Genomic DNA, 19,839 nt, shown 5'->3' with positions numbered 1-19,839 from the left:
CGCCGCACGGGCGGCGGCATCCGCACCCCCCGTCGCCGAATCCGCCCGCACCCCGCTGTTCGCTCGAGCCGCACTGAACTCCCGGCCGGCCGCGCTGGTCTATCGGATCATCGCTCTCGCGGTCATCGTCACCGGCGTGGTCCGGCATTCCGACGTGCTGACCGGAGCCCCGAACTGGACGACGCTGCTGTTCTACACGATGGTCAGCAACCTGCTCTGCCTCGTCTGGGTGGCTCTGCTCGTCGTGCGCACGGCCCGCGATCTGCGTGAGGCGGGGGCATCCGGCACCTCGACGCCGAGTCCGCGAGCAAGCGGGGCCGTGATGATGGCGATCACGGTCACGATGCTCATCTATCTGGTCGTCCTGGTGCCGGCGAGGTTCGCCGACGGCGACTCCGACATCTTCTCGCTGACCGACAACCTCATCCACATCATCACGCCGCTGCTGGTGATCGTCGACTGGCTGATCTTCGTCCCCAAGGGCGAGTTCCGGTGGATCGATCCGCTGCTGTGGACGCTCATCCCCTACGCCTACCTCGTGTGGGCCTTCGCCTACGGAGCTCTCGGTGGAGAGTTCACCCCGGGCCAGAAGTACCCCTATCCGTTCATGGACGTCGACGTCCTCGGAGTGGGTGGCGTCACCCAGTGGATCGTGGCGCTGACCCTGGCGCTCATCGTCGTCGGCCTGGTGTTCGTGGCGATCGATCGCACCCTCGCCGCCCTCGCACGTCGCATTCCCCGCCGCTGACTCAGTTGATGATCTCGCCGTGCTCGTCGTCGCGGATGGCGGCGAGCCGCTCCCGCCATGTCGCGAGCGCCTGCGGTGTCAGGCGGGTCCAGCCGTGCACTTCGCGGATCACTCGCAGCGGTGCACTGCTGCGGTACGAACGGGTCGGGTTGCCCGGGAACTTCTTGTCGGTCACGTTCGGGTCGTCCTCGAACTCGCCGGTCACCTCGACCTCGTAGACACGCGGTTCGCGGTCGCCGGGCGCGAGTTCCGCCGCAAGGCCCGCGCCGTCGGCCACGGCGGTGAAGTAGATGTGGTTCATCACGATCTCGGGGCGATAGTTCGAGCGGAATCCCGCCGCGAGCAGGTCGCCCGGTCGCAGCTCTGCCTTGGTGCCGTGGAAGAAGGGCCCGTCGTCCCGTGCGTCACTCACCGCAGAAGCCTACGACTGCTCCTCGCGCTGCGAAAGGGCGCCTCGCGCGGGGGGCACGCGCGCGCGTCGGGAGGAGAACTGCGTGTGGGGAGGAGGGAATCTCGCCTCCGCTCCTCCCGACGCGCGGTTCTCCTCCCGACGCGCGGTGCTCTCCGCTGTCAGTCCTCCGAGCGACGAGTACCGACGCCCGGCTCGTCGTTGTGCACCGACTCGTCGGGCACGGATGACTCCGACGACGGATCGACGCGCACCGCACCGGACCCACCCGAGTCCGCGCCTGCTCCGCCGGCGGGAGTGTCGGTCACCCGGTCGGGGTCGTCGCCGTCGCGCTCTTCGATGAGCGCGGCGATGCCCTCCTCCGACGGTGCCGCTCCCCCTGCGGTGCCCGTGCCGTCACGGTCGTCGCTCACTCCGTGCCGTCCCGCAGGTCGGTCGGGGCGTCCCCGCTGTGCGCGGATCCCTCATCCTCGGGCGCGAGGTCGCCCTGACCGTTCTCTCCGATCTCGGCGTCGAGGGGATCATCATCCTGGGTCTGGGGCTGCCCGGTGTCTGTGGGGAACGTGCCATCGCGGAAGTCATCGACAGGCGGAACTCCCGGCATCTCCGGGGGGAAGCTGTTGGCAAAAGCGTCGATGTTCGACATGGTGGCCCTCCTCTTGTGGTCGGATCTCCATGATCGAGCAGACACCGCGGCGAGCGCAGGGCCGTTGACAGGCGCGCTCAGGACGAGGAGGATTTCCGCCCTGATCGCGCCTGATCCGAAGAGTCCAGGCCGAAGGCGTGAAGCACCTCGTCGACCTGCGCGTCGATCGCGGGGGACGTGAGCGGGTCGGCCAGGCCGAGCAGTCGACGTCGGTGCGGCTCGCCGAGAAGAGCGGTGAAGAGCAGCGCCGGTGAGATCCGTGCATCCGTGGGGAGGTGGGCGGCGAGGAACCCCTGGGCGCGCGCGGGTCCTTGCTCGTAGAACTCACGGGCGAGAAGCGGATGCAGGGCGGCGGCGCCGGTGATCGCGCGGTGGACGCCGATCGCCTCGTCCCCGAGCAGATGGCGGAGGATGCCGCGGGCTGCCGATCGCAGGTCGGACGCCCCGTCTCCGGCATCCTCGAGGTAGGCGTGCTGTCGGCGGACCGCGGCGCGCACCAGCCCGGCCCTGTCGCCGAACACCGTGTACAGCGTGCGCTTGGCGACGTGGGCCTCGGCGGCGACACGGTCGAGGGTCAGCGCCTCGAGCCCCTCTCCGGTGAGCACGGCGACGACGACATCGACGACGCGCTCGTCTCTGGCATCCGCCTCTGCCGCGGAGGGCCGCCCGCGCTTTCCCGTCATGGGCATACTCTAGCATTAATGCTACGCAACCGTTTCATTAAGGAGCTGTCATGTCCGATCTGATCCACCACATCGCCATCCAGGACGACTGGGAGATGAGCCGAGGGTTCGGCGAGTACGTCGTGTCGACGCGGGGTGTGCATCTCGACGACGCGGGGTTCATCCATGCCACCACCGCAGAGCGGTTCGACGCGGTGCTCGCCGCCCGATTCGGCGATCTCACTCTTCCGCTGCTCGACATCGCGATCCGCCCTGAGGGACTGGCCGCCGAAGGGATCGCCGTCGAATGGGTCGACGGACACCCGCGCATCCTCGGCGCCGTGCCCATGACCGATGAGGTCGTGGCCTCGGAGACTCTCATTCCGCGTTGACCTGCCTCGCGTTACCTGCGGGAGTCGCGCCGGTCGTCTATCGTGTGCGCATGAGCCGTTCTCGCCTGCGCCCGTCGATGTGCGGAGTTCTCGCCCTCGGCGCGATCACGCTTCTCTCGGGCTGCATGAACGCCCCGACCGTCGACGTGCTCGCCAGCGGCGAGTCCGCGGCCCTGCCCGCCTCCGTCGGCGCCGACCAGCGCGACAACGTGGTCCCCGATACGGCGCGCCTGCTCGGCGAGGACTCCGAAGGACACTCGTATTACGTGGTCGAGGCGCGGGAGCAGACTGGTCTCGGCAGCATCTGCCTGGTGGTCGACGGCGTCGACCATGGACCGATGATGGGATGCGGGGCGATGCCGATCGAGGTCGGCACCGACGGCGTCCGCGCTCGGCTCAGCGTCGAGGTCACCCCCGAGCAGAGCGGCGAGAAGATCGGCGAGTACCTCCGGGTCTTCCTCTGACACACGCGACCCTCGGGATCCCTCGTTTCGCGCCCGACCGCTGCACACCGTGAGAGCATCGATCCGACATCACGAATTCGAGGGAGATCTCAGATGCTCGACACGGCAGACAGCGTGAGGCTCGGCAGCTCCGGCCTGCGGATCTCGAAGGTGGTGCTCGGATGCATGAGCTTCGGCGCACCCCACCGTGGTGCGCACGGGTGGTCGCTCGATGAGGAGACCAGCAGGCCGCTGATCCGGCAGGCACTGGAGGCCGGGATCACGACGTTCGACACGGCCGACGTGTATTCCGACGGCACCAGCGAGGAGTTCGTCGGACGGGCGCTGCGCGATTTCGCGCGCCGCGAGGAGGTCGTCATCGCCACCAAGGTGCACGGCCGCATGGGACCGGGTGCCAACCAGGCCGGACTCAGCAGGGCTCACATCCTGTCGGGTATCGACGCGAGCCTGAAGCGGCTCGGCACGGACCACGTCGACCTCTACCAGATCCATCGCTGGGATCCCCAGACGCCGATCGAAGAGACGATGGAGGCGCTGAACGACGTCGTCCGCTCGGGCAAGGCCCGGTACATCGGGGCGTCGTCGATGTGGGCGTGGCAGTTCGCGAAGGCGCAGCACGTCGCGGAGCGAAACGGCTGGACACGGTTCGTCTCGATGCAGGACCAGTACAACCTGCTGCAGCGCGAGGAGGAGCGGGAGATGCATCCGTTCTGCCTCGACTCCGGGGTCGGTGTGCTGCCGTGGTCACCCCTGGCGCGAGGCAAGCTCACGCGCGACTGGGACGAGAAGACGGCGCGCACGGCAACGGATGCGTTCGGTGCGACGCTCTACCGCCGTGAAGAGGAGTCGAATCGAGCCATCGTCGAGGCCGTCGCTCACGTCGCCGAGGAGCGAGGGGTCTCCCGTGCGCAGATCGCGCTCGCGTGGGTCGCGCAGCAGTACGCGGTGACCGCACCGATCGTCGGTGCGACGAAGGCGTCGCACATCGACGACGCCGTCGCCTCCGCCGGCATCCGGCTCGAAGACTCCGAACTGGAGCAGTTGCAGGCCGCGTACACGCCACGGGAACCCGAAGGGTTCTGAGGCGCGCAAACGCGAACGCCTACAGGTCAGGCGCCGCTCTGCGAAGATTCGGAGATCTCCGGCCAGACCACGCGCAGGACATTGACCACATCGTCGACACTCGACCCGGTCGAGGAAGCCTCGTCGACGAGATCGCGGATACGCCGCATGACCGCCGCAGGCAGCAGGGCAGCCGACTCGGCGACCCTCGTGCCTGCCGCCGTCCGGCTGACCACGAGGCCCTCCTGCTCGAGGAGCTTGTACGCCTTCGCCACGGTTCCCGGGGCCACCCCCAGATCACTCGCCGCCTGTCGAACGGTCGGCAAGCGCTCGTTCGCGCCCAGCTGGCCCGAGACGATGAGGCCGCGTAGCTGTCGATGGATGTCGGACGCCGGGTTGCTGTCCGTCGTCGTCAGCACCACGGACTCCCTCTTCATCGGGCAGCCTCGTACTGCAGTGCTCGATCGTGGGAGAGCCGACGCCACGCGGCCTCGCGGGAGTATCGGATGACGACGAGAAGAAGCAGCGTCAAGGCCACGACCTCCGCGATCGGTGCACCCCATCCGGCCGCCGTGGCGAACTCTGCGAATCGCCAGACCACCTCGTAGGGTCTGCCGTCGTTCTCGCCGGCGATCTCGAGACTCGACACCGAGCCCGCTCCGGCGATCAGCCTCCACGAGGCGGCGAGCGCCAGGAGGAATGCCGCCGTCGCGATGCGTACGCCTCCCGCACCCACCTGTCGACGGACGATCCGTTCGGCCATGGCGGTCTCGGGACGAATGAAGGATCGGCTGGCGTTCTTCTGCAGCAACGCCGCCACGACGAGGAGCAGGATGCCCGCACTGACGAGAACGGGAATGCCATAGGCCCAGCCGAAGAACGGGAGCCTGATCGGATCGACCATCGCGAGGTTCGGAACGGGCAGCTCGACGCTGTCGGAGACCCCCCACCGATCCGCGGATGCGGCCATCCCGGCGGCAATGGTCGTCGTCAGAAGGACGAGCACGACGAACAAAGCGCCGATGAGATCGCGCGGTTCGCTGAAGCTCGCCCACGTGCGCCGCGGCACGAGAGCCCCCGGTTCCTCCGGCACCTCCGAGCCGCTGACGACGATCTGCACAAGGACGGCACCGAGCCCGAGAGCGGCGCCGATGATCGGGGCCACGAACCTCACCCAGGAGAGCTCTTCCGGGACGGCGACGAGGTACCCGCGGACCACGACCTCCCCCACGAACCAGACGATGATCACGATTCCGACCGCCGGGAGCAATGCCCGGGCGGAACGGTACTTCGCTCGCAACGAGTGGATGCTCTTCGCGGAGAGCGGAGCGACGGCGTCTCTCGCGTGTGCAGTCCTGGAGGCCCACGCCTCGCAGGCCAACGCGAGGAAGAGGGCGATCACGAGCGAGGTGACCGGAAAGGAGAAGAACACCGCCAATGCATCACCGAAGGTCCACCCAGCTTCTCTCGGAATCATCGTCCCCCACCTCGTCTTTGTGTCATATGTCTAACACAACTTGTACCACACTTGGAGTACAAGTTTGACGGAATCACACGCGAGGCGCGGCCAGACCGCCTACTCGATCTGGCCGATGGGCTCGCGCTTCTCGGCCTGGAACTGGTCTTCTGCGCGGCCTCGCGCCCAGTACGCCGAGATCGACAGCCGCTCTCGCGGCACGTCGCGCTGCGTCAGCAGCGCCCTGACCTGCTTGATCGTGCCGCGCTCACCGTGCGCGAAGACACCCGGGTGCCCCTCGGCCCAGGGCAGGTCGGCGAGCACCGTGAGCAGCTCGTCGTCGGTCTCGGTCCACCGCAGAGTCACACCGGACGGGACGTCGGGAAGGATGCGGTCCGCGGCATCCGCCACCGTCAGGACGACGTGCCCGACCGCATCCGCCGGCATCGCCTCGATCGCCGACGAGATCGCCGGAAGTGCCGTGTGGTCGCCGACGAGCAGGTGCCAGGGCGACTCGGGGTCGGGCCGGAAGCCGCCACCGGCGCCACTGACGACGATCGTGTCGCCCGGCTGCGCCTGCCGAGCCCACGGACCCGCGATCCCCTCGTCGCCGTGCACGACGAAGTCGATGACGAGACGTCGCTGCTCGGGGTCGGACGAGCGGATCGTGTACGTGCGGGGCGTGGGCAGCTTCTCCGGACTCTGCGCGCGCAGCTGTGCGAGGTCGTACGGCGGGGTGAGCCCGTGGCGCGGATCGGCGAACAGGATCTTGACGTACTTGTCGGTGTAGACGTTGTCGGTGAAGTCCCCGTACCCGTCGCCGCCGGCCGTGATCCTCACCAGTTCAGGGCTGACCTGCTCGACCTTCTCGACGGCGAGGACCGCCTGGCTGGGGGTACGTCGGGTCTGTTCCGGCATGGCATCTCCTGGATCATGAAACTAAGGCTCCCCTAAGTCTGCCCTCTCCCCGCGGTGGCGGGGCCATGTTGACGGTGTCGGACACCCCGCGCATACTTCGAGGATGACCACCTCTGCCACTCTCCGCGCGCTCAGCGGCGCGGTCGATCAGCCCGCGGCTCTCGCGACCTCGACCGTCGTCCTCGTCGACTTCCAGAACACCTACACCCGCGGCGAGATGGAGCTCGAGGGGTGGGATGCCGCGCTCGACGCCGCGGCCGACCTGCTCTCCCGTGCCCGGGCGGCAGGCGCCACGGTCATTCATGTGCAGCACGACGGCGGCGCGGGATCGGCGTACGACATCCGCGACGACATCGGGGCGATCCATGAGCGCGTCGCCCCCATCGACGGCGAGCCCGTCGTCGTCAAGAAGGCGCCGAACTCCTTCGTCGGCACCGAGCTCGGCGAGCTCGTCGACGCCGCGGGTCACGACGATGTCGTGATCGCCGGATTCATGACCCACATGTGCGTGAATTACACCACCGAGGGCGCGTTCCTGCGCGGCAACCGTCCCACCGTCGTCGCCGCAGCGACCGCCACCCGAAGCCTTCCATCGGTCGCCGGCGACGTGCCCGCCGAGCAGCTGCACCGCGCGGCCCTCGCCGGCATCGCCGATCTCTACGCCACCGTCGTCGCGACGGTCGACGACCTGGGTCGCTGAGAAGGCGACGCGAGTTCGAGGCCCTGCGCTATCCGACGCACAGATCGGTGTCGGCGCTGCGACTCACCGCGTCGACGGGCCGCGACGGAGGCGGCGTCGCCCGGGGCTGGGAGGTCAGCTCGGTGTAGTCGGCTCCGAGCAGGATCTGCACGCCGTCGACGTCGCCCGTCTGCACCGTCACGGCGAGTCCCAGCTCGGAGGCCAGCGCCTGCGCGGTCTGCTGTGCGTCGGGGGTGTCTGCAGCAGTGATCACCGTGAGGTCCGACGGGTCCGCATTCGCGAGCCCCGAGACCGTGTATCCGTAGCCCGTCGCATCCTCCGACACGCGGGATGCGAGGCCCGCGACGCCGGCACCGTTGAGGATCTGCACCGGGGCGGTGCGCACCGTCGTGTCGGGCGCGACCTCGTCGGTGGTGAGCACGAGCGGCGCGTCATCGACGAGCGCGCGGAAGATCACATCGGCATCCGCCGTCGGCACGACGCGGTTGGGATCTTCGGGCGCCGGGACCGTGGGCATCGTCACGAAGGTGACGCTGCTCATCGGCACATTCGCCACCCTGGCCGCGAGACCCGCGAGATCGGTCAACGCCCCGAGCCCTGGGTCGACCGTCATCGAGGAGGTCACCGCGTCGAGGAAGGCGTAGAGGCGGTCGGGGCGCACGAGCACGTCGGACTTGGTCGCCTTCTGCACGATCGCCGAGAGGACCATCTGCTGGTGACCGAGGCGGGCGATGTCGCTCTCCTCGGCGAGCGCGTGCCGCGTGCGGGCCAACGCGAGCGCCTGTTCGCCGTTGACCGACTGGGCGCCGGCGGGCAGGTCGAGGCGTGCGTGACCATCCTGCAGCGGCTCGGGGAGGCACACGTCGATGCCGCCCATCGCGTCGACCATGCCGATGAATCCTTCGAAGTCCATCTGCACGAAGTGATCGATCGTGACGCCGGTGAGCTGCTCGACCGCCGCGACCGAGCATGCCGGTCCGTACTCCAGCGCGGAGTTCAGCATCCCGTATCCACCCTCGTACGAGCCACGTCCGGTGTCGTCGCATGCGGGCAGGTCGACGACGGTGTCGCGGGGCAGCTGCACCGCATCGATCCGGGTGCTGTCGTTCGAGACGTGAGCCAGCACCATGGCGTCGCTGCGTTCGCTGCCGTCGTCTTCACCGAACCCGTCGGACGCGAGCGCCCGGGAGTCGGATCCGAGCAGCAGGATGTTGAGGTCGCCCTCTGCCAGCTGCGGCTCACCCGTCGACGTGTCGGGGTCGGAGCGCAGCGGGGCGGTCGTGATGTTCCCCTGCAGCTGGGCGTAGACGACGGCCCCCACAGCGACCACGGCCACGACGACCAGCGCACTGATGGCGCCGATCAGACGTCCGCGACGCCGACGCGGTCGGCCTGCCGGGACGGACGAGGTGTCCGTCGGGAGATCGCCCTGAGAGGGGTCGTTCAGGGGATCGTTCTGGGGGGAAGCAGGCGGTCGCACTGGATCACACCATCATGACCGGGGCCGGATCTCCAAGCGGCCCGCCGCATTCACAGGTCCTGTGCGGGGTTTTCCGAGGCGGGTTCAGCGGCTCGGCAGACCCCACATCGTGTACCCGACGACCCCGGCCGGGATGAAATCCACCGGCTCGGTGAGTTCGTTCTCCATGCCGACGATACGTCCTGTCCGCTGCGAGATCAGGACGGTGTCCTGATACGGCGAATCGTCATCGGATACCCGAAGTCCGACCACGGGTCGCCCTTCTCTGTCCTTCGTCTCGCCGAGCACCGTCACCCCGCCGGCGTCCACGAGCATGTCGATCAGGACGGCATGCTGCTCGTCCGTCAGAGTCCAGAAGCTGAGCAGCTGCCCGATGCCGACCAGGAGCTGGCCGGAGGATGCGTCCTCGGGGACCCCGAGCGATTCGAGCGCCATCGCCAACTGCGACCTGTCGGCGCCGTCGAGTTCGAGCACCGCGGGGGGTGCGATGAACTGGTCGGGCGGCGTCGCGACATCGCTGATCACCTCGCCCGGCTCGTAGGGACTGTCGGCCACCCCCTCGGGGCGATCGTCGTCGTCCCAGAGGGATTCTCCGGCGACGATCACGGTCGACGCCCCTGCCTCGGGGGACCATGTGAACGTCGCATACTGCGGGACCACCTCGACGCTCTCTTCGGCCATGTCGATGCTCCATCCCCAGGAAAGCGTCTCAACGCGACTCTTCTGCTCGGGACCACCGGGGCGGGCGAGCGCGTCGTGCGCGTCGGAGACGACCTCGGCGAGCGGCCGTGCATTCGAGTACTGGAGCGGAGGCGGCGTGAGCGCGATGGCCTGCTGCGACGGAAGCAGGATGCTGGCGACCACGATCGTCACGACGACGAGAGAGGCGACAGCGGTGGTCGCGCCGGCCCAGGCCCACCTGCGGCGTCGTGCGCGGACGGGCGTGACCGTGCCGCGAATGATGTTCTCGCGCAGCGCGATGTCCTTCGCACGCAACGACGCGAACTCCGCCGGGGGCGCGGGGTTCGCGGCGCGGAACAGCCGGTCGAGATCGTCGTCGGAGACGCTCATGCGTCCGCCTCCTTCGCCTCGAGCTGGCCGCGCAGTTTCTGACGCGCACGGGTGAGGGTCGTCCACACTGCCGCCTGGCTGCAACGGAGAACGTCAGAGACCTCGCCTGCGCTGAGACCGTCCCAGTAGGTGAGGACGACGACCTGACGCTCTCGTGCGTTGAGGCTCTGGAGCGCCTGACGCAGAGCCAGTGCCTCGAGCGGATGCAGCTCCTCACTGGCCTGCATCCCGCGCGTCATCGCCTCGATCGCCCGGGTGCGGGACTGGCTCCGGCGCATGACGTCGCGCAGCTTGTTGTCGGCGACTCGGAGGAACCACCGCAGCCCCATCGGCTTTGCGGGGTTCAGCTTTCTCCAGGCGACGACGAAGACCTCGGCTGCGATCTCGTCGACCTCCTCGGAGTTTTCGATGAAGCAGGCCACGTGCCGTCGCACGCGTGGCCAGTATTCGTCGAAGAGGGTGCGGTAGAGCACCGCTTTGGTGGGCGCGCCGTCGGTGGGCGCGCCTCTCACCGGTGTGGGAAGCTCCAGGTCGGGAAGATCGGATCCGGCATACGCGATGCGCAGGCTCTCCACCCCCCACAGTTGCAGCACCAGACCACCCATCTCTCTCATTGCCAGGCTACCGATCGCCTAGAGAGTGCAGAGCAGGCTGGCGGTGCCGGGCGAGACGTTCGCCGAGCCGTTCGCGACGGCGGTGCCGAGGACGGTGCCGGACGAGTTCTTGGCATGCACCTTGCCCGAGGTGCGTCCGTTGGCGATCGATGCGACTACGCGGAGGGCGGCAGTGCTGACGTTCGTGCAGATGGCGAAAGCGAGCTTCGTGCCGCTGAGTCCGCTGCCCGTGTAGGCGCAGAACGTGCCTGTCGCGCAGGAGCCGACGGATCTCGCCGCCGACGATCCGGCCGTCAGCGTCATTCCGAGGGCCGGCCACACCGCATATCTATCTGAAAGTGCGATGCCGCCGGGCACGACCTCGAGAGCGTACTCGATATCGGAGATTTCGGTGTCGTCGGATGCCGAGGCGGATGCCGATGCCTGCGCGATCAGCAGCAGACTGACGGCCAGTGCGGTAGCGGTGACGATGCGCTTCTTCATTGGTGCCCCCTCCCACTCCGGGTGCGTCGGCGTCTGCCGGGTGTGCCGCTCGGGTGGCGCGGCGCAGACTCCGAAGAATCAGTATCCGGCGAGGACGAGAGCGATACCCTCTCGCGCGCGTTTGCCGCTCAGGCGGATTCCTTACAGAGCTTCTTGCTATCGATCTTTCGACCTGGAGCGCTCAACACGGAGCGAGGGTACGGATTGATCGATGAGCGACCGCCGAGTCCTCCATCGTGGCGCGCCGTGTCCCCCTAAGTGGGGACAGACAAAGACCACGAGACGCCTTAGCGTCGACTCCGTTGTCAAAAATGAAGGAGCTGCAAATGGAATATCAGAAACTCTCTCGAATCACGGTTGCCGTCGCGGTTTCGGCTGCCATGCTGCTCGGAGGATCGAGCGGTGCAATGGCCGCAACCAACACGAGTGTGGACGAGGACTTCTCCGAGTTCGCCGCCTCGCTCGGCGTTACCCCAGAGGTTGAGGGCGAGCTTCAGACCGGGTTCGACAAGTTGTCGCTGACCGATCAGGAATCGTTCCTTTCCCGAACCGAATCGGATCCGAAATCGGTGGTGAGGTTCGAGAGCTCCGTAAGGGTCAGGGAGCTGGAGGCAACTCCTCAGGTGCAGGCCCGTGCCGCTGCGGCGGTCAAGACCTATCAGGCCAAGGACACAGTGACCGCGAGCATCCTCAATGTGAACGTCGGGTCTTTCACAACCGATTTCAAGTACGAAGCCAACACGACGAAGGTGACGCGTGTGCTCACGTGCAAGGGGGCCTGGGCTGGCTTCGGACTCACCGGTTCCTCCTCCGCATCGAACTACATCACTTCCGGCGGATTGGGCGCGTGCGAGGTGATTTTCAACATGAACGTCGTTATCAAGGGATCGCCGATCTCCTTCGCCAAGCAGCACGTCATCAAGACACACAGCGGCAACCCCGGGCGGTACACAGCGACGTTGGGGAACTTCTGAAAGACTGCCTGACATGACGAATCGCGTAGACACGGCCCCCGCCACGACCGCGCACCCCTGGTGGCTTCTCGCCGTCGCTGTAGGACTTGTCATTCTGTCGTTGGCGTTCCCGTGGATGGTGGTCGCGCAGATCGCGCTCCTCGTCGTCGTCATCGTCGGGCTGTTCCGTCGCCCCGGTCGGCCCGCCGTATTCGTGCTGGCCGCGGCTGCTGTCGTACTGTGCGTCTCCCTCGCAACGTATGCAGTCAGCGCAATCGTCGTGTACAACGTGGACTCGACCCGCGACGGAACGTCGGTAGTCGTCGAGTAGTCGATGCGCCTCGCCGTGCCGGTGTATAGAACAAGGCAAGGCGGGGCGCATTCGGTGGGTAGGCCGCTATCGGGGTCGGCGATGCCCGGTGGTCGCCTCCGTCGTCTCCGCAGGATCGCGTGGTTGGTCCTACCGGAGGCCTGACGCCGACCTTTTACACTTGACGGAGGTTTGGACATCGACCGTGACGTGTGAGGTGAGATCGTGTCGGAGGGGCTCACGCTCGACCCGCCCACTGACGGCGAGCTCCTCTACCGGCTGTCCCGCGGCGACGAACCGGCCTACCGCTGGCTGCACGACCGTCACCAGATGCCGGTCTTCCGACTGTCGCTCATAATCATGCCTACCAGCCGGGATGCGGAGGAGGTCGCGGCGACCGCCTTCTTCGAACTGTGGCGCAAGCGCGCCAAGGTTCGGGTCATCAACGGCTCCGTGCTGCCCTGGTTGCTGGCCACCACATCCGTCATCGCCAAGAACGGCTTGAGGGGCCGGCGGCGATATCACCGTCTACTTCGGCGCGTTCTGCACGACGGCGACGTTGCAGATCACGCGGATGAGGTCGCCCGGGCGATGGACTCCATGGGGATCTCAGAGAGTGTCCGTCAAGAGCTTCTTCGCCTGAACCCGCGCGAAGCAAGCGTCCTCGTCCTCTGCGTCATCCATGAGCTCCCGATCGCCGAAGCCGCGGTCGTTCTGGGGATCCCCGAGGGCACCGTCACGTCTCGGCTGTCTCGAGTGAAGAATCGGGTGCGCGGGGAACTCCATGAGTACTCGCCGACGGCAGAGGAGGCGAACGCATGAGTGAGCGGATGCCTCACCACCGGGAAGTGCAGGACCTCCTCGTCGAGCAGATGCGCCGCGATCTGTCGCGCCCGAAGTGGTGGACGACCATCTGGGGCCGTCTGTCCATCGCGGGCGGCGTCCTGTCGGTCGCCGGCGCCGGCGTTGCCGGAGTCGTGCTGCTCGACGAGCGTCCCGTGACTGAGACGACCATCGTTCATTGCCTCGAAGGCCCGTACCGAAACTCCGACGGGACGCTGTCTGGTGCATCGGCGAGTGTTGCCACCCCGGACGGCGTCGTCGCGATCACGGATGCGGAAGCGACGTGCATCCAGATGTGGGAGGGCGGTGCCTTCGAAGACAACGACCCGTTGTCGGCGACCCCAGTACCTGGAGTCGCGCCCGAAGAGTTCACGACGTGCGTCACCGACGAGGGTGAAGCTGCGGTCGTACCCGGGGTCATCGAATGCTCAGTGCTCAGGCTTCATCCGTTCCAGAGCTAGCCGCAGCGGTCGCGTCGTCACCGCGGGACACTGACGCCGAGCGAAGCCTGGCGACATCACCTCTGTCTTCCGCAGCGCTACCGAGGGCAGAGGTCGTGCCCGACTTCGAGCACGACCTCTGTCATTCCTCCGTCAGACGTGGTGTCGACGGGCTCGGCGCCGCGACGTCACCGCGACGATGATGGCCACGACGAAACACAGAGCGCTACCCGCACCGAGCAGGACGTCCTGGGTTCGAAGCGTCCCGATACCGGCGGAGGCGTCGACCTCATATCCGTACGCGATCACACCGAAGACCCATGCGATCACCAGGGCTATGCCGACCGCGAGCAGTCCCCAGATCACGAATCGATTGTTTCTCTTCATGTGAATCGCCAGTTACATAGCTGGGGGTTGATACCCCACCAGTATTGCTGGTCGAGCTCGAAGTGACGCTGACGGCATCGTGCGCCCCGTGGACACCGTCACGGATGTGCCTGAAGCGCTGTCGCCTGACTCGACGTGACACGAGGGTCGGTGGACGGCTTGTTTCCGATGACGAAGCGCTATCCAAGAAGGCGCGGACATGTCGGATGCGACAGGAAGAGCCGGTCAGAAATAACTTCTGACCGGCTCTTCCTGTACGAACAGATGGCCCTGAATCAACGAACAGGACCCGCTGCGGGTGTGTTCGTTTATCCTCGGACCCCTTGAGCCCCAAGCCATCGCGGCAACCAGTTTTGGTGGCGATTCCACGCTAAGCAGCAGAAAGTTCCGAGAACCTCGTGATCCTCCAGATCAGCTCGCGTTTTTCCGACAGGTCCTCGCTGCGTTCCAGACTCTCTTCGTGCCAAACAAAACGTGCGCTCCAACCCCTCGCGGGGCCGGAGCTAAGAGGCATCGGAGCGGACGAATCCTCGTCAGCAGACCGGCAAGTAGCCGAATCCTGCGAACAGGCAGTATCGCCGCGGTCGTGTCACGCTCCTCGACCCGCAGCGAGACGGCTATCCGAGATCGATGAGTAGCGAGGGGTCGGGCTCAATGCGAGCTACTCGTTCGTTGTAGCGCTCGAACAGCCCCCTGAGTCTCTGCCGCGCCTCGGTACCCTCATACCCGCTGGCTTCCTCTAGTGAGGCTGCGATGAAGCTCTCAATCGAGTTCACGACGACACTGCCTACCAGGCCAACGTTCGCGGCAAGTTGGAGGGCGGCGACAACACTCTGCTCGGGGACCAGGACGAGGGGACGCAGCCCCGCCTGAAGGTTCTGGCTGCAGCGGTCAGAGAACACGCGGTCGCCGGGAGACATCGTCACGTGGATGGCGGTATCGCCGACGAGGAAGTCACCCGGCCTTGCCGTCTGCTGGTCAGAGGTCGAGTAGCTCTCCGATCCGATGACCACGTCGGGGAGCCGCTCCTCGAGCGCCGCCCCCACAAGGTGCTGCGCCACCGCACCCGCGGCTGAACCGCTCCGACTCCTCGCCTCCGACAGCAGACTCTGAACGCTGGCACCGACTGTCAGCTGGGTGGAGATATCTGGCGTGAGTCTTTTCTTATCGAAGTAGTCGCGCTGCACCAGGCGAACCAGGTGTTCCTGCATTGCGTCTGCCGCAATCTCCCGGTGAGTGACATGCCAGTCGCTATTCGACAAGGCGGTGACCGCGTCGCTAAGTCGACGAGCAAGTTCAACTCCTCTCGCCTTGCTATTCCTCGACGTACGACCGCCCTCGCTGAGGAACCTACGCTCCTCACCGAATCGCCGCAGAATCGAGTGCACTCGGTCGCCGCTTTGCCCACGAATCTGGGAGCTGACTGACACGTCATGCTCGGTCAGCGGAAGTTGCCCCCGTACGTGATCAGCGATGACGAGACCCGTGGCGAGCACCCCAGGTTGCACCGACCCGTCCTTGGCCCTCTCCTCGTCCACCCATTCATCAACGACCTCGACCATACGAGTGACCTGCTGCCGGCGCATATCGGACAGCTCAGCGGTGAGCTCGTCGACGTAGGAGTACACAGCTACACCTTATGCGCGTCCACGCACTGCCCAGTGTCCTTCTTCCAACCCCTCGAACTCCGGCGGGCTGTTCTCCCGTAGGCTCAACTCACGCCCGACGTCGCGATGGAGGACCGAGTTTGACCCAGTACAAGATGACACTGAGCCTTAACGTCCTCCGCCATCTCGGGGTGAGCCTGTACAGCAGCACCCCCGCCGTCCTATCCGAAGTTGTCGCGAATGCCTGGGACGCCGACGCTACCGAGGTCAACATCACCCTGGACACTGCGGGCAAGCGCATTGTGATCCAGGACAACGGCGATGGCATGACCGCACAGCAACTCAATGAGCGGTATCTCAAGGTCGGATACGAGCGGCGCAACGCCCCCAACGGGGCAGAAACTACCTCCGGCCGACCGGTGATGGGCAGGAAGGGCATCGGAAAGCTCGCCCTGTTCAGTATCGCGAAGACCGTCCTCATCGAAACGGCCTCCGGCGCTGAACGCAACGCACTGCAGATGGACTTCGAGGAGATCGAGAAGTTCATCAAGCAGGAGAACGTCAGCACTGGCAACTCCGGAGCCAGCGCGGACTACGCTCCGGTGCCCCTCGATGGCTCCTCGGTTGACTTCGCGAAGGGCACGCGAATCACACTGACGAACCTGACCAAGGGGATCGACCAGACCGGAGTCAACCTGCGGCGTCGTCTCGCTCGCCGGTTCAGTGTCATAGGCACCGGGAAGTTTAAGGTCAACGTCGACGGGACGGCGGTCGAAGTCACCGACCGAGACCTCCTTCCCAAGACGCAGTACGTGTGGACGTACGGCGACACCGACAACAAGCTCGCGCCCAGAGCAACCACCAGCAAGGAAACCTTCACACGCCCACCGAAGACCGCATACGGCGACGTCACCGGGTGGCTGGGCACAGTGCACTCGTCGGACCAGCTGAAGGAGGCGGACAGCGACGACAGCCTCAACCGTGTCCCCCTCATGGTGCGCGGCAAGCTCGCGCAGGAAGACCTGCTCGCTGCCGTCCGCGACGTCGGCATTTACCGCAGCTACGTGGTCGGAGAGCTCCATGCCGACTGGCTCGACAGCGACGACGGTGAAGATATCGCCACCAGTAGCCGTCAGGCGCTTCGCGAGGACGACCCCCGGTACATGGCGCTCATCGAGTTCCTCAAGGAGGAGCTGCAGCACATCAAGGGGGAATGGGACAGACTCCGCGACAAGGCGGGGACGAAGGCCGCGAAAGACATCCCCGAGGTGAAAGCCTGGTACAGGACGCTGGGCCCCGACTCTCGGAAGAAGGCGCGCTCGCTGTTCGGGAAGATTCATCGACTCGGTCTCGACTCAAACGACGAGAACGTCCTCTTCAGTCAAGGCGTTGTTGCGTTCGAAGTAATGAAGTACCGAGAGAACCTGAATGCTCTCGACAAGCTGTCAGGAACAGACGTTGCGGCCCTCGGGAAGCTACTCAAGCAGGGAAACCAGCTGGAAGAGGTGATGTACCACCGCATCGTCTCGCAGCGCGTTGCCATCATCGAGAAACTCGAGAAGCTCACAAGCGACGACGCCAAGGAAAAATTCCTTCAGGAGCACCTTTTCGACCACCTTTGGCTACTCGACCCAGGATGGGAACGAGCCTCCATGCCCTCCATGGAAAAGTCCATGAAGACGGAGTTCAAGGACATCGCCAAGTCTTTGACCAAGGCCGAGAAAAACTCTCGCCTCGATATTCGATATCAAAAGACCACCGGCCAGCACGTCATCGTCGAGTTGAAGCGGGCAACCGTGTCCACGTCCTCGGCGGTGCTGGCAGGACAGATCGGAAAGTATCGCAACGCGCTCGTCCGCTGGTTGCGCAACAACGGCAAAGAGAATGACACATACTCGCTCGTCTGCGTCCTCGGCAAGCCCCCGACGGACTGGAACCATGAGGACGGCCGAGAAACAAGCCGGAAATTGATGTCGTCCTACGATGCCCGCATCGTGCTTTACAGCGAACTCCTGAACAACGCCCGTCAGGCGTACGACGAGTATTTGAAGAAGGCCGAGGAAGCGAACAGCATCCAGCAGATCGTCGATGCGGTGGCCGCGCGTGCGAAGTGACCTCGCATAGGGGAGAGCACCCACCACGAAAGGCAGACCGAGATGACACTCACGGACCGAGCACCGCATGTCGCGGATCCAGAGATGTTCGAACGTTGTTACGATAGCCCTGTGGCGAACATCACTCCTATCCGACAGCGCCCGCAGGCCCTCGAGTTCTTCGCTGGCATCGGGCTCGCGCGAATCGGACTGGAGGCGGCCGGATTCAAGGTGGCGTGGGCGAACGACTACGAGCCCGACAAACACGCCATGTATGCGGCGCACTTCAACGACGGACCCGACCACACCTACGTCGTCGGAGACGTTGGCAAAGTAGCCGCTGCTGATCTACCGTCCGCCTCGCTGGCATGGGCATCCTCACCCTGCACGGACCTGTCTCTTGCAGGCAGCCGTGCGGGCCTCGCTGGTAAAGAGTCGAACGCCTTCTGGCTATGGGTGAATATCCTCCGAGACATGGAGGAACGGGCACCCGAAGTCGTGGTTCTAGAGAACGTTATCGGCCTCGCGACGTCACATGGGGGCGAGGATCTTCGCAGCGCGATCCGGGCTCTCAACGACATCGGTTACTCCATCGATCTGCTGTCGATGGATGCGCGACGTTTCGTCCCTCAGTCTCGACCGCGGATGTTCCTTGTTGGAACGAAGAACCCTCCCGCAGAGGATGAGCGGTCGCTGGCGTCCGAGTTGCGTCCGGATTGGGCTCAGAACTTCTACGGCGACGAGAGCCTACGCATGCATCGAGCACCTCTCCCCGAGCCCCCGGCCTTCTTGCTCGAAGGTTTCGGCAAGGTCGTCGAGACCATGCCGATGGATGACGAGCGGTGGTGGGATGCAGATCGGACGAACGCTTTCGTTAGGTCACTCTCACCCACACAGCGTGAGCGCGTTATCCAGCTTCGAAAGTCCGCTGGCGTGAAGTATCGGACCGCGTACCGTCGCACCCGAAACGGGGTACCGGTATGGGAAGTGCGCGCGGATGACGTCTCTGGATGCCTGCGTACCGCCCGCGGGGGATCATCCAAGCAGGCCGTTGTTCGGCTGGGAAACGGCCGACTGAAAGTGCGTTGGATGACGCCGCTGGAGTACGCGCGACTCATGGGCGCCGGCGACTTCAACCTCTCCGGGGCACGCAACAACCAAGCACTTTTTGCCTTCGGCGACGCCGTGGCGGTCCCCGCTGTGGAATGGCTCGCATCCAAGTACCTGATGCCCCTTCTCAACGGGACGCTTGGGTCAGCAACGCGTACGGAAGTGCTCGCGAGTGCCCGATAACGACTCACCTCAGTCGGCGCGGCCAACCATGCGACCAACGCGGGCCGACCTTCCCGCCGATGACGTCCGTGCTTTTCGCGCCAAGCTCACCACGTTCCTGGATACCCCTGACGAGCAGGGCCGAAAGTGGTCAGATGCGTCATGGGGCGTCTACGCGTTCTACGACTACGACGGCGAACCCATCTACGTGGGGCAGACGAACGAACGTCTGCGCACGCGAGTACGGCGCCACCTCACCAACCAGCGAACCGACGCTGTAGCCATGCGCATCCTCGACGTCTTCGAGGTAGCTGAAGTGGAGTTGTTCCCCATCTGGGCATTGGAGGGCACCCCGCGCGGCGACCTCGACGCGCGCCGACAACTAGACGCACTCGAATACTCCGTCTATCTGCACGCCATCGCCAACTCCCGCTTCAAGGCGATCCTCAACGAGAAGATCCCACCCGTCTCTACCCCGATACCGCTCCCCTTGTCGCTGCGCGGCGATCTCATTGATCCCGCTACACGGGCAGAGCGCGGCCACCCAGATATCCGTATCGCCCGGCGAGCAGAGACTGTCTCCCGCCTGTCGGCCGTTGCTCGCGAGCGGGGAGAGGTGTCTGACGGCCTCCGTCGCGTCCTCGTCATCCAGGCCGTGCGCCTTGCTTACCTCGCCGCCTCGAGATTGGCCGCAGCCGAGGGTCGTCCGGATCCCGACCCGGACGCCGCTTTCAACGTCGAAGCCCTCGTCGGCTCGGTCCTGCATGAGACGCCCGAGTTGGAGAGCAGCACGTCAGCCGAGCCGCTGTTCGACTAGGCCGCCCACGCG

At 65.7% G+C, this 19,839-nt stretch carries 25 protein-coding genes; 12 read left to right on the top strand and 13 right to left on the bottom strand.

Annotated elements, in window-relative coordinates; genetic code table 11:
* Nucleotides 1-136: 136 nt before the first annotated feature.
* A complete protein-coding gene (locus DXT68_RS00355; protein ID WP_052677709.1) occupies nt 137-748 on the top strand; it encodes a Pr6Pr family membrane protein in 612 nt (203 codons plus the stop codon).
* Nucleotide 749: 1 nt separating this feature from the next.
* On the opposite strand, the gene arr is transcribed toward DXT68_RS00355, so the two are convergent.
* The 4 genes from arr to DXT68_RS00335 all read right to left on the bottom strand — a co-directional run bounded on the left by arr (nt 750) and on the right by DXT68_RS00335 (nt 2,486).
* Nucleotides 750-1,160 (bottom strand): NAD(+)--rifampin ADP-ribosyltransferase, encoded by a 411-nt coding sequence (gene arr / locus DXT68_RS00350; protein ID WP_045254065.1) that lies wholly within the window; start codon nt 1,158-1,160, stop codon nt 750-752.
* 158 nt (nt 1,161-1,318) lie between these two features.
* Complete coding sequence (locus DXT68_RS00345; RefSeq protein ID WP_045254064.1) at nt 1,319-1,570, bottom strand: hypothetical protein; 252 nt, start codon at nt 1,568-1,570, stop codon at nt 1,319-1,321.
* Nucleotides 1,567-1,803, bottom strand: coding sequence for a hypothetical protein (locus DXT68_RS00340; RefSeq protein WP_045254063.1), 237 nt, complete (start codon nt 1,801-1,803; stop codon nt 1,567-1,569). Before DXT68_RS00340 ends, DXT68_RS00345 begins: the two co-directional genes overlap by 4 nt.
* Before the next feature lie 77 nt (nt 1,804-1,880).
* Nucleotides 1,881-2,486 (bottom strand): TetR/AcrR family transcriptional regulator, encoded by a 606-nt coding sequence (locus DXT68_RS00335; protein ID WP_052677708.1) that lies wholly within the window; start codon nt 2,484-2,486, stop codon nt 1,881-1,883.
* 50 nt (nt 2,487-2,536) lie between these two features.
* On the opposite strand from DXT68_RS00335, the gene DXT68_RS00330 reads away from it, so the two are divergent.
* From DXT68_RS00330 to DXT68_RS00320, 3 genes are all read left to right on the top strand, one after another.
* Complete coding sequence (locus DXT68_RS00330) at nt 2,537-2,857, top strand: DUF952 domain-containing protein (RefSeq protein ID WP_045254062.1); 321 nt, start codon at nt 2,537-2,539, stop codon at nt 2,855-2,857.
* 50 nt (nt 2,858-2,907) lie between these two features.
* Complete coding sequence (locus DXT68_RS00325) at nt 2,908-3,321, top strand: hypothetical protein (protein ID WP_156149293.1); 414 nt, start codon at nt 2,908-2,910, stop codon at nt 3,319-3,321.
* Between the two features lie 93 nt (nt 3,322-3,414).
* Complete coding sequence (locus DXT68_RS00320; RefSeq protein ID WP_045254060.1) at nt 3,415-4,404, top strand: aldo/keto reductase; 990 nt, start codon at nt 3,415-3,417, stop codon at nt 4,402-4,404.
* A 26-nt stretch (nt 4,405-4,430) separates the two neighbouring features.
* Here the strand turns inward: DXT68_RS00320 and DXT68_RS00315 are convergent, their stop codons facing one another.
* From DXT68_RS00315 to DXT68_RS00300, 3 genes are all read right to left on the bottom strand, one after another.
* Nucleotides 4,431-4,820 (bottom strand): GntR family transcriptional regulator, encoded by a 390-nt coding sequence (locus tag DXT68_RS00315; RefSeq protein WP_045254059.1) that lies wholly within the window; start codon nt 4,818-4,820, stop codon nt 4,431-4,433.
* Nucleotides 4,817-5,860, bottom strand: coding sequence for a hypothetical protein (locus DXT68_RS00310; RefSeq protein WP_156149292.1), 1,044 nt, complete (start codon nt 5,858-5,860; stop codon nt 4,817-4,819). The genes DXT68_RS00315 and DXT68_RS00310 overlap by 4 nt, the downstream gene beginning before the upstream one ends.
* A 99-nt stretch (nt 5,861-5,959) precedes the next feature.
* Complete coding sequence (locus DXT68_RS00300; protein WP_045254056.1) at nt 5,960-6,757, bottom strand: siderophore-interacting protein; 798 nt, start codon at nt 6,755-6,757, stop codon at nt 5,960-5,962.
* Nucleotides 6,758-6,860: 103 nt separating this feature from the next.
* On the opposite strand from DXT68_RS00300, the gene DXT68_RS00295 reads away from it, so the two are divergent.
* The gene (locus DXT68_RS00295) at nt 6,861-7,457 is read left to right on the top strand and encodes a cysteine hydrolase family protein (protein ID WP_045254055.1); all 597 of its coding nucleotides are present in this window, start codon (nt 6,861-6,863) and stop codon (nt 7,455-7,457) included.
* 28 nt (nt 7,458-7,485) lie between these two features.
* Here DXT68_RS00295 and DXT68_RS00290 read toward each other — a convergent pair whose 3' ends face one another.
* From DXT68_RS00290 to DXT68_RS00275, 4 genes are all read right to left on the bottom strand, one after another.
* On the bottom strand, nt 7,486-8,793 hold the full coding sequence (locus DXT68_RS00290; protein ID WP_244268182.1) for an LCP family protein: 1,308 nt from the start codon (nt 8,791-8,793) through the stop codon (nt 7,486-7,488).
* A 228-nt stretch (nt 8,794-9,021) separates the two neighbouring features.
* The gene (locus tag DXT68_RS00285) at nt 9,022-10,008 is read right to left on the bottom strand and encodes a hypothetical protein (RefSeq protein ID WP_045254054.1); all 987 of its coding nucleotides are present in this window, start codon (nt 10,006-10,008) and stop codon (nt 9,022-9,024) included.
* Nucleotides 10,005-10,613: an RNA polymerase sigma factor gene (locus DXT68_RS00280; protein ID WP_045254053.1), complete on the bottom strand. Its 609-nt coding sequence runs from the start codon at nt 10,611-10,613 to the stop codon at nt 10,005-10,007. The genes DXT68_RS00285 and DXT68_RS00280 overlap by 4 nt, the downstream gene beginning before the upstream one ends.
* A 27-nt stretch (nt 10,614-10,640) precedes the next feature.
* Nucleotides 10,641-11,105: a hypothetical protein gene (locus tag DXT68_RS00275; RefSeq protein ID WP_045254052.1), complete on the bottom strand. Its 465-nt coding sequence runs from the start codon at nt 11,103-11,105 to the stop codon at nt 10,641-10,643.
* A gap of 326 nt (nt 11,106-11,431) precedes the next feature.
* Between DXT68_RS00275 and DXT68_RS00270 the strand changes: the two genes are divergently transcribed.
* From DXT68_RS00270 to DXT68_RS00255, 4 genes are all read left to right on the top strand, one after another.
* Nucleotides 11,432-12,079, top strand: coding sequence for a hypothetical protein (locus DXT68_RS00270; protein WP_156149291.1), 648 nt, complete (start codon nt 11,432-11,434; stop codon nt 12,077-12,079).
* A 13-nt stretch (nt 12,080-12,092) separates the two neighbouring features.
* Nucleotides 12,093-12,389, top strand: coding sequence for a hypothetical protein (locus DXT68_RS00265; protein WP_156149290.1), 297 nt, complete (start codon nt 12,093-12,095; stop codon nt 12,387-12,389).
* A gap of 204 nt (nt 12,390-12,593) precedes the next feature.
* Nucleotides 12,594-13,190 carry an RNA polymerase sigma factor gene (locus tag DXT68_RS00260; protein WP_045254049.1) on the top strand — a complete coding sequence of 199 codons (597 nt, stop codon included), beginning with the start codon at nt 12,594-12,596 and terminating at the stop codon, nt 13,188-13,190.
* A complete protein-coding gene (locus DXT68_RS00255) occupies nt 13,187-13,672 on the top strand; it encodes a hypothetical protein (protein ID WP_156149289.1) in 486 nt (161 codons plus the stop codon). Before DXT68_RS00260 ends, DXT68_RS00255 begins: the two co-directional genes overlap by 4 nt.
* A gap of 132 nt (nt 13,673-13,804) precedes the next feature.
* On the opposite strand, the gene DXT68_RS00250 is transcribed toward DXT68_RS00255, so the two are convergent.
* A complete protein-coding gene (locus tag DXT68_RS00250; protein ID WP_156149288.1) occupies nt 13,805-14,017 on the bottom strand; it encodes a hypothetical protein in 213 nt (70 codons plus the stop codon).
* A gap of 638 nt (nt 14,018-14,655) precedes the next feature.
* The gene (locus DXT68_RS00245) at nt 14,656-15,666 is read right to left on the bottom strand and encodes a DUF4928 family protein (RefSeq protein WP_045254046.1); all 1,011 of its coding nucleotides are present in this window, start codon (nt 15,664-15,666) and stop codon (nt 14,656-14,658) included.
* A 119-nt stretch (nt 15,667-15,785) separates the two neighbouring features.
* On the opposite strand from DXT68_RS00245, the gene DXT68_RS00240 reads away from it, so the two are divergent.
* The 3 genes from DXT68_RS00240 (at nt 15,786) to DXT68_RS00230 (ending at nt 19,827) form a co-directional block, all read left to right on the top strand.
* A complete protein-coding gene (locus tag DXT68_RS00240; RefSeq protein WP_052677707.1) occupies nt 15,786-17,759 on the top strand; it encodes a BbrUII/HgiDII family restriction enzyme in 1,974 nt (657 codons plus the stop codon).
* A 111-nt stretch (nt 17,760-17,870) separates the two neighbouring features.
* Entirely contained in the window at nt 17,871-19,031 is a 1,161-nt protein-coding gene (locus DXT68_RS00235) for a DNA cytosine methyltransferase (protein ID WP_244268181.1), read from the top strand.
* Nucleotides 19,021-19,827: a GIY-YIG nuclease family protein gene (locus DXT68_RS00230; protein WP_244268180.1), complete on the top strand. Its 807-nt coding sequence runs from the start codon at nt 19,021-19,023 to the stop codon at nt 19,825-19,827. The genes DXT68_RS00235 and DXT68_RS00230 overlap by 11 nt, the downstream gene beginning before the upstream one ends.
* Nucleotides 19,828-19,839 lie beyond the last annotated feature (12 nt).

It is taken from the genome of Microbacterium foliorum, assembly GCF_003367705.1.
Lineage (GTDB): Bacteria > Actinomycetota > Actinomycetes > Actinomycetales > Microbacteriaceae > Microbacterium > Microbacterium foliorum.
This window is presented reverse-complemented; position numbering and strand designations above follow the sequence as displayed.

Excerpts from the sequence above, each read along its gene's own strand:
- DXT68_RS00330 (WP_045254062.1), top strand. The coding sequence starts at position 2,537 with ATGTCCGATCTGATCCACCACATCGCCATCCAGGACGACTGGGAGATG.
- DXT68_RS00310 (WP_156149292.1), bottom strand. The coding sequence starts at position 5,860 with ATGATTCCGAGAGAAGCTGGGTGGACCTTCGGTGATGCATTGGCGGTG.
- DXT68_RS00295 (WP_045254055.1), top strand. The coding sequence starts at position 6,861 with ATGACCACCTCTGCCACTCTCCGCGCGCTCAGCGGCGCGGTCGATCAG.
- DXT68_RS00300 (WP_045254056.1), bottom strand. The coding sequence starts at position 6,757 with ATGCCGGAACAGACCCGACGTACCCCCAGCCAGGCGGTCCTCGCCGTC.
- DXT68_RS00255 (WP_156149289.1), top strand. The coding sequence starts at position 13,187 with ATGAGTGAGCGGATGCCTCACCACCGGGAAGTGCAGGACCTCCTCGTC.
- DXT68_RS00325 (WP_156149293.1), top strand. The coding sequence starts at position 2,908 with ATGAGCCGTTCTCGCCTGCGCCCGTCGATGTGCGGAGTTCTCGCCCTC.
- DXT68_RS00340 (WP_045254063.1), bottom strand. The coding sequence starts at position 1,803 with ATGTCGAACATCGACGCTTTTGCCAACAGCTTCCCCCCGGAGATGCCG.
- DXT68_RS00265 (WP_156149290.1), top strand. The coding sequence starts at position 12,093 with ATGACGAATCGCGTAGACACGGCCCCCGCCACGACCGCGCACCCCTGG.
- DXT68_RS00335 (WP_052677708.1), bottom strand. The coding sequence starts at position 2,486 with ATGACGGGAAAGCGCGGGCGGCCCTCCGCGGCAGAGGCGGATGCCAGA.
- DXT68_RS00280 (WP_045254053.1), bottom strand. The coding sequence starts at position 10,613 with ATGGGTGGTCTGGTGCTGCAACTGTGGGGGGTGGAGAGCCTGCGCATC.
- DXT68_RS00315 (WP_045254059.1), bottom strand. The coding sequence starts at position 4,820 with ATGAAGAGGGAGTCCGTGGTGCTGACGACGACGGACAGCAACCCGGCG.
- DXT68_RS00285 (WP_045254054.1), bottom strand. The coding sequence starts at position 10,008 with ATGAGCGTCTCCGACGACGATCTCGACCGGCTGTTCCGCGCCGCGAAC.
- DXT68_RS00270 (WP_156149291.1), top strand. The coding sequence starts at position 11,432 with ATGGAATATCAGAAACTCTCTCGAATCACGGTTGCCGTCGCGGTTTCG.
- DXT68_RS00275 (WP_045254052.1), bottom strand. The coding sequence starts at position 11,105 with ATGAAGAAGCGCATCGTCACCGCTACCGCACTGGCCGTCAGTCTGCTG.
- DXT68_RS00320 (WP_045254060.1), top strand. The coding sequence starts at position 3,415 with ATGCTCGACACGGCAGACAGCGTGAGGCTCGGCAGCTCCGGCCTGCGG.